The organism is Micromonospora sp. GCM10011542 (assembly GCF_042650685.1).
In the GTDB taxonomy this organism is placed as follows: domain Bacteria; phylum Actinomycetota; class Actinomycetes; order Mycobacteriales; family Micromonosporaceae; genus Micromonospora.
Genome location: NZ_JBHSBO010000044.1, coordinates 1 through 12,449, shown reverse-complemented (window position 1 = coordinate 12,449; position 12,449 = coordinate 1). Strand labels below are relative to the sequence as shown.

Here is a 12,449-nt window from a genome sequence, read left to right as displayed (position 1 = left end):
CATGGCGGTGACCCGGTCCCGCCCGGTCGGCTCGCACACCCCCACCTCCGGAGGGCTGGCGAAGGCCGCGCTGCCCTACCTCGACGCGGCCGGCGCCGAGGTGGTGCAGGTCTACGTCTCCAACTCCCGGGGCTGGGCGCTGCCCGCCGGCGACCCGGCGCAGGACGTGCTGTTCCGCGACGGCTGCGCCGAACGGGGAATCCCGGCCTTCATCCACGCCTCGCTGCTGGTCAACCTGGGCTCACCGACCCAGGCCACGGTCGAGCGGTCGGCCGAGACCCTCGCGCACGCGCTGCGTCGGGGCGTCGCGATCGGTGCCCGCGGGGTGGTCTTCCACGCCGGCAGTTCGGTCGACGCCGGGCACGCCGAGGCGGCGATGCGGCAGGTCCGCGCGAAGCTGCTGCCGCTGCTCGACTGGACGGCGGAGGTCGGCGGGCCGATGCTGCTGGTGGAGCCGAGCGCGGGCGGCGGGCGGTCGCTGGCCTCCCGGGTGGAGCAGCTCGGGCCCTACCTGGACGCGGTGGACCGGCACCCGATGCTCGGGGTCTGCTTCGACACCTGCCACGCCTGGGCGGCGGGACACGACCTGGCCGCAGAGGGCGGCATGACCGCGACGCTTGACACCCTGGTCGCCACCGTGGGGGCGGACCGGCTGCGCCTGGTGCACGCCAACGACTCGAAGGACCTGTGCGGTTCGACCCGGGACCGGCACGAGAACATCGGCAAGGGCACGATCGGTGAGCCCGCCTTCGCGGAGCTGATGGCCCACCCGGCCACCGCCGGCGTTCCGATCGTGGTGGAGACCCCCACGGAGAAGCACGAGGGCCACGCCGCCGACATCGCCACCCTCACCCGCCTGCGCCCCTGACCCGTCCCACCCGGCCCCCGCGCCTGGTTGATCAAGGGCGGGGGCCGGGTGGGTCAGGCGGCAAGGATGCGGGGCAGGACGGTGACGGCGTGGTCGATGGCCGCGTCGTCGAGGTCCATGTGGGTGACCAGGCGGGCGGTACGCGGGCCGAGCACCGAGACCAGCACACCCTCGGCGCGCGCGGCGGCGGCCAGGGCGTGCGCGTCCAGCGCGTGCTTGGTCAGGTCCAGTGGGACCAGGTTGGTGCGCACCGCCGAGGCCAGCACCCCGAACGGGGCGACCGCCTCGGCGAGCCGGGCCGCCCTGGCGTGGTCCTCGGCCAGCCGGTCGACGTGGTGGGCGAGGGCGTACCGCCCGGCGGCGGCGAGGATGCCGGCCTGACGCATGCCGCCACCCATCCGCTTGCGGATCATCCGCGCCCGGCCGATCTGCTCGGCGCTGCCGATCACCAGCGAGCCGACCGGCGCGCCGAGGCCCTTGGAGAGGCAGACCGACAGGGTGTCGAAGAGCCGGCCGTACTCGATCAGCGGCACCCGGTCGGCGACGTGGGCGTGCCAGATCCGCGCGCCGTCGCAGTGCAGGGCCACGCCGGCGTCGTCGGCGACCCGACGCAGCTCACGCAGGGTGGCCAGCGGGATCACCCCGCCGCCACCGCGGTTGTGGGTCTGCTCGACGGCGATGGCCCGGGTCGGGACGGCGAAGTAGCCGTCCGGACGGACCATCCGGGCGACCGTCTCCGGGTCGATGTCCGCCCCCACCGCCGGCCACGTCCGCGAGGAGATCCCGCCGTACGCGGCGGCGGCGCCGATCTCGTACGTGACCACGTGGGCGTCGGCGTCGCAGAGCAGCTCGTTGCCGGGCGGCACGAGCAGTTGCAGGGCGATCTGGTTGGCCATCGACCCGCTCGGGGCGAACAGCGCCGCCTCGTGCCCGAACAGCGCGGCGACCTCGGCCTCCAGCGCGTTGACGGTCGGGTCCTCGCCGTAGACGTCGTCGCCGACCTCGGCTGTGGCCATCGCCTCCCGCATCCCGGCGGTGGGCCGGGTCACCGTGTCGGACCGGAGGTCAACAAGAAAATCAGCCACGGTAATCCTTTCGGCTGCCGACCGCGGGGCTCGCAAGCTCAGCCACGGAGCATTTCCGCTACCAGGAAGGCCAGCTCCAACGACTGCTGGGTGTTCAGCCGTGGGTCGCAGGCGGTTTCGTACCGGTCGGGCAGGTCGAGGTCCTCGATGCCCTGGGCGCCGCCGAGGCACTCGGTGACGTCCTCGCCGGTCAACTCGACGTGCAGGCCACCGGGGTGGGTATCCAGCCCCCGGTGCACCTCGAAGTAGCCGAGCACCTCGTCGACGATGCGGTCGAAGTGCCGGGTCTTGTAGCCGTTGGACGACTCGTGGGTGTTGCCGTGCATCGGGTCGCACTGCCAGACCACCTTGGCGCCGGCGGCGGTGACCTTGGCCACGATCGGCGGCAGGGCGTCGCGGACCCGGTGGTTGCCCATCCGGCTGATCAGCGTGAGCCGGCCGGGGATGTTGTCCGGGTTGAGCTTCTCGCAGAGCTCGATCGCCTCGTCCGGGGTGGTGGTCGGGCCGAGCTTGACGCCGATCGGGTTGGCGATGCGGGAGATGAAGTCGATGTGCGCGCCGTCGATCTGCCGGGTGCGCTCGCCGACCCAGAGGAAGTGCCCGGAGAGGCCGTACGCCCGGCTGTCGGAGACCCGGGTCAGCGCCCGGTCGTACTCCAGGGCGAGCGCCTCGTGGGAGCAGTAGAGGGTGACGGTGCGCAGCGCCTCGTCGTCGGTCATCCCGCAGGCCCGGATGAAGGCCAGCGCCCGGTCGATCTCCCGGGCGATCGCCTCGTAGCGCTCGCCGGCCGGGGAGTTCTTGACGAAGCCCTTGTTCCAGTCGTGCACGGCGTGCAGGTCGGCCAGACCCCCGGCGAGGTACGCGCGGAGCATGTTCATGGCCGCCGCCGAGTTGGCGTACGCGCGGATCATGCGCTGGGGGTCGGCGACCCGGGCCGCCGGCGTTGCCTCCAGCGAGTTGATCATGTCGCCGCGGTACGCCTGGAGACCCCGGGCGTCGGTCGGCAGGGAGCGTGGCTTGGTGTACTGCCCGGCGACCCGGGCGACCTTGACCACCGGCAGCGACGCGCCGTAGGTGAGCACGATGGCCATCTGGAGCAGGGTGCGGGCGTTGGCCAGCAGGTGGCTCTCGGTGTTGTCGGCGAAGGTCTCGGCGCAGTCACCGCCCTGCAGCAGGAACGCCTTGCCCTCGCAGACCAGCGCGAGCTTCTGCCGCAGTTGGTCGACCTCGTAGGGCGCGACGACCGACGGGACGGTGTCGAGGACCTTGCACACCTCGGCGACGGTGGCCGGGTCGGGCCACGGCGGGGTCTGCGCCCGGGGCAGGTCCCGCCACCGGTCCAGACCGAGGGCGGCGTCCTCGGCGGAGTCGACGGTCGGTCGGCTGGTCTGCAGGCCCGGGCTGCCCACCGCGGGATGGCTCAGCTGATGCCACTCATGGCGCATGACAGAAAGCGTACGGCGACCGCCGCGGTGGCCGGGCGCCGAGGGGGACGGTTCCGGCAGATGGGAGGCCACGGTCACCGGTCCGCTCCCCGACCGGGTGAGGGCGCGTCGGCCCGGTCAGGAGCGGGGTGAGGGCGAGACGTCGCCGGGCCCGCCGCCCGCGTCGGCGCCGCCGCTCGGCGGGGCGGTGGTCGGTGCCTCGCCGGAGATGCACCAGTCGCCGCCGTCCCGGGTGACGGTGAACACCAGCGCCCGGGTGGCCTTGCGCTTGCCGGCGGTGACCGAGACCGTGGCGCTGACCTCCTGGCCACGCGGGCCGGAGCGGACGTCGGTGATGGTCGCCTGGGGTACCTCGAAGTGGTCGGCGAAGTCGCCGTTCGGGCCGGTCGCGGCGACGTCGAAGCCGTCCTGCAGCACTGCGCAGAGCTGGCTGCGACCGGCGGCGGCGTCCTTGGCGGTCATTGCGTCGAGGTACGCCTGCACGCGCTCGCGGGACCGGGTCGCGGCCTCCTCGGCGGGGGCCCGCTCGGGCGCGGCCTGGTCGTCGTCGTCGGAGCCGCCGCCGATCCCGCACCCGAACAGGGCGACGGGCAGCACGGCCAGCCCGGCGGCGGTCGCCGCCAGCCTGCGGTGCGTCGGGCGCATGGCCACCTCCGTGGACGACATCGAGACATGCCGAGCCGCGAGTCTGCCACATCGACCCCACCCGTTCGGCGCGAGGAGGGGCCCGGCCGACGTCGGACGTCGACCGGGCCCCGGAGGCGTACGGGCGGGGAGGGGCGGTGCGTGCCCCTCCCCGCCGTGTGGGTGGTGCGTCGGCCCTCGGCTCAGCCGAGACCGCCCTTGATGGCGCCGATGAGCTCGCCGTTGCCGGTGTCACCGGAGAGCTCCCAGAAGAAGGCGCCACCGAGGCCCTGGTTCTTCGCGTACGTCATCTTGCCGTTGATGGTCGACGGGGTGTCGTAGCTCCACCAGTTGCTGCCGCACTTGGCGTACGCGGTGCCGGCGACCGTGCCGGTGGCCGGGCAGGTGTTCTTGAGGACCTTGTAGTCCTCGATACCCGGCTCGTAGGTGCCCGGCGCCGCGCCGGTGGCGCTGCCGCCCGGGGCGGCCTGGGTGACCCCGGTCCAGCCCCGGCCGTAGAAGCCGATGCCGAGCAGGAGCTTGTTGGCCGGGATGCCCTTGCTCTTGAGCTTCTGGATCGCCGCGTCGGAGTTGAAGCCCTGCTGGGGGATGCCGGTGTACGAGGTGAGCGGCGAGTGCGGGGCGGTGGGGCCCTGCGCGTTGAAGGCGCCGAAGTAGTCGTACGTCATCGGCATGATCCAGTTCAGCGACGGCGCGGCGCCGGCGTAGTCGGTAGCGTCGATCTTGCCGCCGTTGCTGCCGTCCGCGGTGATCGCGGCGGTGACCAGCGCGGAGGAGCCGAACTTCGACCGCAGGGCGCCGACCACGTTCTTGAAGGCGTTGGGGCCGCTGGCGTCGCAGCTCAGCCCGCAGGCGTTGGGGTACTCCCAGTCGACGTCGATGCCGTCGAACACGTCGGCCCAGCGCGGGTCCTCGACCAGGTTGTAGCAGCTCTCGGCGAAGGCGGCCGGGTTCTGCGCGGCCTGGGTGAAGCCGCCGGACCAGGTCCAGCCACCGAAGGACCAGATCACCTTCAGGTGCGGGTACATCTTCTTGAGCTTGCGCAGTTGGTTGAAGCTGCCGCGCAGCGGCTGGTCCCAGGTGTCGGCCACGCCGTCCACGCTGTCCGCGGCGGTGTACGCCTTGTCGTAGTCGGCGTAGCTGTCACCGATGGCGCAGCGGCCGCCGGTGGTGTTGCCGAAGGCGTACAGGATGTGGGTCAGCTTCGCGGCCGAGCCGCTGGTGTGGATGTTCTTGACGTGGTAGTTGCGGCCGTAGACGCCCCACTCGGCGAAGTAGCCGACGACCTTCTTGCCGCCCGGGTCCGGCGGGGTGGTGGTCGGCGGCGGCGTGGTGGGCGGGGTGGTGGTGGGCGGCGTCGTGGTCGGCGTCGTGGTCGTGGTCGGCGGGGTGGTCGGGGTGCCGCCGCCGCAGGGCGCGCCGTTGACGGTGCAGTTCAGCGGGGCCTTGTACGCCCCGGTGCCGTTGTAGCCTCAGCTGAACGAGGCGCCCGGGGCGATCCCGCCGGCCCAGCTCTTCTTGACCGCGACGTAGTGGTTGCCGCTGCTGGTGACGTCGGCGTCCCAGGAGCTGCTGATGGTGGTGCCCGACGGCAGGTCGAACTCGATGCGCCAGGTGGCGACCGTGGCGCTGGTGCCGTTGGTGACGGTCACCTTCGTCTCGTGACCGGTCCCCCAGTCCTGCGCCTTGGTGAACGTGGTGGTCACACTGCCGGCGCCGAACGCGGTGGCCATCGGCACCGCGGCGACGGTCATGGCGACCACGGCACCGGCCCAGAGGGCCCGGCGGAGCGATCTTGTCATGAGGCGTCTCCCCAAATTGTTAGGAAACTTTCCAAAAGGATGGTGAGACGGTACTCACGGCGTCATCACTTCGTCAAGATGTGCATGTATCGATTTTTCCTGGTGGGTGGACGGGGCACCGGCGGCCACCACGTGCCGCCGCGTAACCTCGGCTCATGACCGTCTTCGACACCCCGATCGACGCCCTCAACGGCGGCCCCGCCGACCTCGCCCGCTACCGCGGCAAGGCGCTGCTGGTGGTCAACGTCGCCTCCCGCTGCGGACTCACCCCGCAGTACGCCGGGCTGCAGGCCCTCGCCGACGAGTACGCCGACCGCGGCCTGGTGGTGCTCGGCGTGCCGTGCAACCAGTTCGCCGGGCAGGAGCCGGGCAGCGCCGCCGAGATCAGCGACTTCTGCCAGGTCAACTACGGCGTCACCTTCCCGCTGACCGAGAAGGTCGACGTCAACGGCCCGGACCGGCACCCGCTCTACGCGGCCCTGGTGGACACCCCGGACGCCGACGGGCACACCGGGGACGTCCGGTGGAACTTTGAGAAGTTCCTCGTCGCGCCGGACGGCACGGTCGCCGCGCGTTTCGCCCCCACGGTCGAGCCCGGCGCCGACGAGCTGCGCGCCGCCATCGAGAAGGTGCTGCCCGCCACCGCCTGACCGCCCCGCGGCCGGCCACGGCGCCCGACCAGCCGCGGTCCGGGCGGTCACGATGGGACTACCATCAGCGACGGGGCCGGCCGACGCGCGGCCGAGGGGGCGCGATGTTCTTCGCGGTGCAGGGCATGCTGTCGCCCACGCTCGTCCCGACCGCCCAGCACGTCAGCATCCAGCGAGCACTCGAACGGGGCCGCGTGGTGCTCGACGCCGCCGTCCCGGACGAGGTGGCCCGCGAGCACGGCCGGCTCCGCCCGGTGCCGCCGATCCCGCCCGGGCTGAGTCCCGCCGAGCAGCGCCGCTTCGTGCTGGAGCACCTGCTCGGGCAGGTCGCCGCCGCGACCGGCTACATCTCGATGCCCGCCGACGACCTGCCGCCGTTCGTCTGGGAGCTGTTCGCCGCCGCCCGACCGGTGGTGTTCACCTGGTCCGACCCGACGACCGGCGAACCCGTCGCCCGAGTGGTGGTCGCGGTGTGGCGCGGGGTGCCCGGCCCACGGCAGCCCTGAGCCGGCGGGCTGCTGCCTCAGCGCGCGGCGAACCGCCACTGCGCGACGTCGGCGACCGGACGGTAGCCGAGCGCCTGGTAGATCCGGTTGCTGATCGGATCGGCCCGGTCGGTGTAGAGCGTGCACCGGGTGGCGCCGGCGTCCAGCGCGTACCGGCTGGCCCGCGCCACGCAGCCACTGGCGTAGCCGCGACCGCGCCGCGCCGGCGGGGTGTAGACCCCGCTGACCCGGGCCACCCCGGCGACCCGCCGGCTCAGCCAGGCCGTGGCGACCGGCTCGCCCGCGTCCGCCCAGAGCCAGAGCAGGTCGCCGTGCTGCAGCCGGGCGTCGATCTGCGCGGCGGGATCCACCGCCGGTCCGCCGGGCGCCGTCTCGGCCAGGAACGCGCCGGCCCAGGCGACCAGCAGGTCCCGGTCCGCGACCGTGGCCGGCCGGGCCCGCCCGCGCACGCCGACCGGCGGCCGGACCGCGTCCAGTTGGAAGATCCGCTGCGCCGTCCCGGGTACGGCGACCAGGCCGGCGCGCTCGGCGTACCGCTCGGCGAACGCCTCCACGGCCGGCACCGGGCCGTGCACCTCGGCCAACGGCGGCGCCGCCCCGAGCAGGTGTTCCGCGAGGGCCCGCGCGGCGGCCGGCGGCATGGCCGCCAGCAGCGGCCCGCGCGGCGGGGTGTGCACCGCCGCGCCCACCGTCACGCCGCCGTCGACCACCCGCACGAACCGCTCCGCACCGGAGAGTGCAACGTCGCCGGAGAGCCGGTCCGCGACCAGCGTGAGCAGTACGTTGTGCAGGACGGGCTCGCGGCGCAGCCAGGCGCCCGCCGTGGCGGCGAAGGCCGCGAGGTCCTCGACATGGCAGTGCACGCACGGGAGTCTGCGCGCCGGCCGGCGCCCCCGGCAACGGAATAACCCAGCACTCTGGTCGGGAATGTGTCGTGGAGGGACGGAGTTGGGACAGAGCATGACGACTGTGGGACTGATCGGCAGTGGCAACATCGGCGGCACGGTGGCCCGACTGGCGGTGGCCGCCGGCTACGACGTGGTGCTCAGCAACTCGCGCGGACCCGAGACCCTCACCGACCTGGTCGACGAGCTGGGCGAGCGGGCCAGCGCCGGCACCGTCCAGGACGCGGCTCAGGTCGGCGACCTGGTGGTGGTCAGCGTGCCGCTGAAGGCCTACCGGGCGGTGCCGGCGCAGCCCCTCGCGGGCAAGGTGGTCATCGACACCAACAACTACTACCCCGAGCGCGACGGCAACTTCCCCGAACTGGACTCCGGCGAGACCACCAGCAGCGAGCTGCTCCAGCGGCACCTGCCCGAGGCCCGGGTGGTCAAGGTCTTCAACAACATCTTCTTCAAGCACCTGCACGACCTGGCCCGGCCGGCGGGTGCGGCCGACCGCAGCGCGCTGCCCATCGCCGGCGACGACGCCGCCGCGAAGGCCGAGGTGACCGACTTCCTCAACCGGATCGGCTACGACGCGGTGGACGTCGGATCGCTGGCCGACGGCTGGCGTTACCAGCCGGACACCCCGGCGTACGGCACGATCTACTCCGCCGACCCGAACAACTGGGAGCAGTCGGGGCAGGGCGATGCCGGGAAGCTGCGCGCCGCCCTGGCCGCCGCGACCCGCTGACCCGTCGCCGCTGGGGGCAGCCCTCAACGCCCCCAGCGGCGATGATGGCAGACGGCATCATTCGTGAGCCGGCTTCGGAGGTAGCCATGGTCCGTGACGTCACCGTCCACGTTGCCTACCGGCCGGACCGGTCGATGCGGGTAGTGGTGCTCGGCCCCGAGGAACCGGTCGAGGCAGGCACGACACACCTCACCGCGGAGGTTGGGCCAATTGCCGCCGCGGGCGTACGAGCTGTGTACGGGGCCGAGCCGGTGAGTGTCCACCTACGGCTCGACCGGCCGCCATGGCTGGAGAGGGGCATGATCGTACGTCTTACGCCCGAGGACACCGACGGCATGACCCACCCATACGGGCAGGTCATGGGTTTCCTGCCGGTCGGAGGTGTCATAGTCGTCCATCCCGAGGCCAGCGCCGGCATCTATCCGCCCGAACTGCTGACCCCGATGGACCCGACGCACGTACCGCCCGACACGCTGGCGGACATCGTGCGAAAGACGGACTGCCCTGCGAGGCAGCCGTAGAGCCGGCTCGTGCGGTTCGACCATCAGTTGGACGGCGTATCGCCGACCGATCGGCCGCACCGCCGCGCCAGTTCCGCGCGCAGCCGTCGCCCGCTCGGCGTGACGCCGACCAGGGACACGTGGATCTCGTGTGGCCACTGGACCTGGCCCTTGTCCCACAGCCCCATCCGGCCCCACTCCCAACGGTCCAGCACCGGCCGGGTCCGGTCCGGACCGGCGGGCTCGACCACCAGGATCGGGACGAGCCGACCCCGGACGTCGGCCACGACCATGTCCCACTGATAGCGTCGGTCGATGTCCGTCTTTCGCACTCCGCAGGTCATCCTGTTCAGCCCGGACGTGCCGCGCGCCGCTCGGTTCTACCAGGGGTTGGGGTTCACCGAGACGTTCCGGGTGCCCACCGACGACGAGCCCATCCACGTCGATCTGGTCCTGGACGGGTACAAGATTGGCATTGCCTCGGTCGCCTCCACCCGTGACGACCATGGGCTCGACCCGGTCGCCGAGGGCCAGCGGGCGGCCATCGTGTTGTGGACGGACGACGTCACCGCGGCCCTCGCCCACCTCGTCGCGGGTGGAGCAACGCAACTGGTGGCGCCGCACGAGTGGCTCGGTCGACTGCTGATCGCCTGGACCGCCGACCCGGACGGCCATCCGATCCAACTCGTTCAGCACCTCTGACGGGGCATCCCTCCGCTGCGTCTGCCGTGGCGAGAACTGGGGACGCGCGGCAGATGCCCCTCCGTAGCATCGGTGGATGGGAGCGACGAGCACGCCGGCGTACGACGCCCACGCGGACTGGTACGGACTTCATCTCGGCCGGGGGTGAATACCTTCGGCGGGTGCACACGACCGTGGCGGACCTGCTGGGCCCGGGTGGCGGCCCCTGCCTGGACGTCTGCTGCGGAACCGGCGCGCACGCGGGCGTGCCGGCGGGTCTGGGGTGGACGCCTATCGGCGTGGACCTGTCCGGCGGGCAGTTGCGGCACGCCGCCGAACGGCTGCCGGTGAGCCGGGCCCACGCGGCGGCGCTGCCGATCGCCGACGCGTCGCTGCCCGCCGCGATGTGCGTGTTGTCCAGCACCGACGTGCCCGACTACCCGGCTGTGCTGCGCGAGGTCGCCCGGGTGCTGCGCCCCGGCGGACGGTTCGTGCACGTGGGCGTGCACCCCTGCTTCGTCGGCGCGTTCGCGGACTGGAGCCAGCGGCCGCGGATCGTCGTCGACGAGCGGTACGCGGACCGGTCGCGCAGCTTCGACAGTTGGTACACCGGCGGTGTACGGGTCCGGGCGGGCGCGTGGCACGTACCGCTCGCCGACCTGCTGAACGCGACCGTGACCGCCGGCCTGCGGCTGGTCCGGGTCACCGAGGCGGGGCCGGATGGCATTCCGGACCTGCTCGGATTCCTCGCCGTACGAGAGCCCTGACGCCCAAATGACCGCGACATGCCGGCGGCGACTTGCGCGCCCGTCCCATAGACGGGACTCTGTTCGGTGAGTTGCACCCCGCTCACCGAATGTGTTCTCGGAGGCGACATGCACCTGCTCCGTACCGCGCCCCGCCGGCTGCTCGCCGGCACCGGCGCGTTCCTGCTCGGCACCGCGCTCGCCGCCACCGCGTCGGCCCCGGCCGGGGCCACCACGCGGGCGGGCGCGGACAGCGTCGGCTACGTCCGACTCGCCCACCTCTCCCCCGACACCCCCGCCGTGGACGTCTACCTCGCCGCCCCGGACGCCGCGCAACCGCGCGTCTTCCCCGGCGTGGGCTACGGCGTGGTCTCCGAGTACCTGCCGCTGAGCCCGGGCCGCTACGCGGTGGCGATGCGCGAGGCCGGCGCCCCGGCCAGCGACCCGCCCGTGCTCACCACCGAGGTGGCGGTCGTCAGCGGGGGCGCGTACACGGTGGCGGGGGTGGGCCGGCACGCCGACCTGGGCCTGCGGGTGCTCAACGACGACCTCAGCGCGCCGGCGCAGGGCCGGGCCAAGGTCCGCGTCGTGCAGGCGTCGGTACGCGCCCCGGTGCTCGACGTGGCCGCCGTCAACGGCCCACGGATCGCCGACGGCGTCCAGTTCGCCACCACCACCGACTATCAGCAGGTCGAGCCGGGTCGCTGGCGGTTGCGGCTGAGCAGCAGCGGTGGGCCGACGACCGACACCGAGGTCCGGCTCACCGACGGCGCGGTCTACTCACTGCTCGTGTTGGACGCCAAGCAGGGCGGTCTCACCACCCAGCTGCGGCGCGACGCCGAGGGCGGCACGGTGGTACCGGCCGGCGGGGTCGACACCGGCGCCGGCGGCACGGCCGCGCGCGGGCTTTCCGCGTACCCCCTGGTGGCCGGCGGGTTGGCTGCCGTGGCGGGCGCGGTGAGCCTGCTGTTGTGGCGGCGCCGGCGGCGCACCACCTGGTGAGCGCCGGGCGCGGCCCCGCGATCCGACGGCACCGCGACCGCCGGGTGCCGCTGGCCGCGCTGGTCGCGGCCGGCGCGGCGGTCTGCCTGGCCGCGGGCACCGGGGTCGCGCTGGCCGCGGGCACCGGGGTCGGCGTGGTCACCACCGGTGCGGTGCCGCCGGCGGCGAGGTGGCAACCCGGCTGCGCCGACGACTGCCCGTCCACCACCGCCGCGCCGCCCGCGCCGCAAGGCCCACCCACGCGGGTACGCGTACCCGCGATCGGGGTTGACTCCGGGCTCACCGTGCTCGGGCTGGACGCCGCCGGCGCCCTGGTGCCGCCGGCCGACTTCGCGCAGGTCGGCTGGTACGGCGGCGGTCCGCCCCCCGGCGACACCGGCCCGGCCGTGCTCGCCGGGCACCTGGACTCGCGACGCGGCCCGGCGGTCTTCGCCCGGCTCGGCGAGCTGCGGCCCGGCGACCGCGTCGAGGTGTGGCGCGGCGGGCACCGGCTGCTGTTCCGGGTGACCGGGTCGCTGCGTACCCGCAAGGACCGCTTCCCCACCGCCGTGGTCTACGGCCCCACGCCCGGCCCGGAGCTGCGCCTGGTCACCTGCGGCGGCGACTTCGACCGGCGCAGCGGGCACTACCGGGACAACGTGGTGGTGTTCGCGGTGGCCGAGCAGGCTGATCTGGTGCCGGAGTCGGCAGCGGGCTGAGCAGCTCGACGGCGCGCCCGGACGACGCCCGACCCGGACGACGGGCCTGGTCGACGACGGGCCCGGGCGACGGGGCCCGGGTGCGTGATCGACTCGGTTTCCTGGAAATCGGGGTGTCCGGCCCGCTTGGCCTCAAGTGGTTGTTGCAACGGGGTGGGCTCTCATGAGATGAGGGGTCGTGCCAGG

General features: G+C 73.4%; 14 protein-coding genes and 1 pseudogene. 9 read left to right on the top strand and 6 right to left on the bottom strand.

Features of this window, described 5'->3' with window-relative positions; genetic code table 11:
- Window position 1 precedes the first annotated feature (1 nt).
- Window positions 2–868: a deoxyribonuclease IV gene (locus ACFOW4_RS16325; RefSeq protein ID WP_377528514.1), complete on the top strand. Its 867-nt coding sequence runs from the start codon at window positions 2–4 to the stop codon at window positions 866–868.
- A 53-nt stretch (window positions 869–921) separates the two neighbouring features.
- Here the strand turns inward: ACFOW4_RS16325 and ACFOW4_RS16320 are convergent, their stop codons facing one another.
- From ACFOW4_RS16320 to ACFOW4_RS16305, 4 genes and pseudogenes are all read right to left on the bottom strand, one after another.
- Complete coding sequence (locus ACFOW4_RS16320; protein WP_377528512.1) at window positions 922–1,953, bottom strand: threonine aldolase family protein; 1,032 nt, start codon at window positions 1,951–1,953, stop codon at window positions 922–924.
- 38 nt (window positions 1,954–1,991) lie between these two features.
- Window positions 1,992–3,398: a class II 3-deoxy-7-phosphoheptulonate synthase gene (locus tag ACFOW4_RS16315; RefSeq protein ID WP_377528510.1), complete on the bottom strand. Its 1,407-nt coding sequence runs from the start codon at window positions 3,396–3,398 to the stop codon at window positions 1,992–1,994.
- 117 nt (window positions 3,399–3,515) lie between these two features.
- Complete coding sequence (locus tag ACFOW4_RS16310) at window positions 3,516–4,043, bottom strand: hypothetical protein (RefSeq protein ID WP_377528508.1); 528 nt, start codon at window positions 4,041–4,043, stop codon at window positions 3,516–3,518.
- A gap of 182 nt (window positions 4,044–4,225) precedes the next feature.
- Window positions 4,226–5,845, bottom strand: a pseudogene (locus ACFOW4_RS16305) (glycosyl hydrolase family 18 protein).
- Window positions 5,846–6,000: 155 nt separating this feature from the next.
- Between ACFOW4_RS16305 and ACFOW4_RS16300 the strand changes: the two are divergent.
- Together ACFOW4_RS16300 and ACFOW4_RS16295 are read left to right on the top strand one after the other, a co-directional pair.
- Window positions 6,001–6,495 carry a glutathione peroxidase gene (locus tag ACFOW4_RS16300; RefSeq protein ID WP_377528506.1) on the top strand — a complete coding sequence of 165 codons (495 nt, stop codon included), beginning with the start codon at window positions 6,001–6,003 and terminating at the stop codon, window positions 6,493–6,495.
- Window positions 6,496–6,599: 104 nt separating this feature from the next.
- Window positions 6,600–7,001 (top strand): hypothetical protein, encoded by a 402-nt coding sequence (locus ACFOW4_RS16295; RefSeq protein WP_377528504.1) that lies wholly within the window; start codon window positions 6,600–6,602, stop codon window positions 6,999–7,001.
- Between the two features lie 17 nt (window positions 7,002–7,018).
- Here ACFOW4_RS16295 and ACFOW4_RS16290 read toward each other — a convergent pair whose 3' ends face one another.
- Window positions 7,019–7,864, bottom strand: coding sequence for a GNAT family N-acetyltransferase (locus ACFOW4_RS16290; RefSeq protein WP_377528502.1), 846 nt, complete (start codon window positions 7,862–7,864; stop codon window positions 7,019–7,021).
- Window positions 7,865–7,961: 97 nt separating this feature from the next.
- Between ACFOW4_RS16290 and ACFOW4_RS16285 the strand changes: the two genes are divergently transcribed.
- Both ACFOW4_RS16285 and ACFOW4_RS16280 read left to right on the top strand, forming a co-directional pair.
- Window positions 7,962–8,636: an NADPH-dependent F420 reductase gene (locus ACFOW4_RS16285; RefSeq protein ID WP_377528500.1), complete on the top strand. Its 675-nt coding sequence runs from the start codon at window positions 7,962–7,964 to the stop codon at window positions 8,634–8,636.
- An 86-nt stretch (window positions 8,637–8,722) separates the two neighbouring features.
- Window positions 8,723–9,157, top strand: a complete 435-nt coding sequence (locus ACFOW4_RS16280) for a hypothetical protein (protein ID WP_377528498.1) — start codon at window positions 8,723–8,725, stop codon at window positions 9,155–9,157.
- A gap of 23 nt (window positions 9,158–9,180) precedes the next feature.
- Here the strand turns inward: ACFOW4_RS16280 and ACFOW4_RS16275 are convergent, their stop codons facing one another.
- Entirely contained in the window at window positions 9,181–9,429 is a 249-nt protein-coding gene (locus ACFOW4_RS16275) for a hypothetical protein (protein WP_377528496.1), read from the bottom strand.
- A 22-nt stretch (window positions 9,430–9,451) separates the two neighbouring features.
- On the opposite strand from ACFOW4_RS16275, the gene ACFOW4_RS16270 reads away from it, so the two are divergent.
- The 4 genes from ACFOW4_RS16270 (at window position 9,452) to ACFOW4_RS16255 (ending at window position 12,263) form a co-directional block, all read left to right on the top strand.
- Window positions 9,452–9,838: a VOC family protein gene (locus ACFOW4_RS16270; protein ID WP_377528494.1), complete on the top strand. Its 387-nt coding sequence runs from the start codon at window positions 9,452–9,454 to the stop codon at window positions 9,836–9,838.
- Window positions 9,839–9,999: 161 nt separating this feature from the next.
- Window positions 10,000–10,584, top strand: coding sequence for a class I SAM-dependent methyltransferase (locus tag ACFOW4_RS16265; RefSeq protein WP_377528492.1), 585 nt, complete (start codon window positions 10,000–10,002; stop codon window positions 10,582–10,584).
- Between the two features lie 108 nt (window positions 10,585–10,692).
- On the top strand, window positions 10,693–11,565 hold the full coding sequence (locus ACFOW4_RS16260) for a DUF4397 domain-containing protein (RefSeq protein ID WP_377528490.1): 873 nt from the start codon (window positions 10,693–10,695) through the stop codon (window positions 11,563–11,565).
- The gene (locus tag ACFOW4_RS16255) at window positions 11,535–12,263 is read left to right on the top strand and encodes a class F sortase (RefSeq protein WP_377528488.1); all 729 of its coding nucleotides are present in this window, start codon (window positions 11,535–11,537) and stop codon (window positions 12,261–12,263) included. Before ACFOW4_RS16260 ends, ACFOW4_RS16255 begins: the two co-directional genes overlap by 31 nt.
- Window positions 12,264–12,449: the final 186 nt, after the last annotated feature.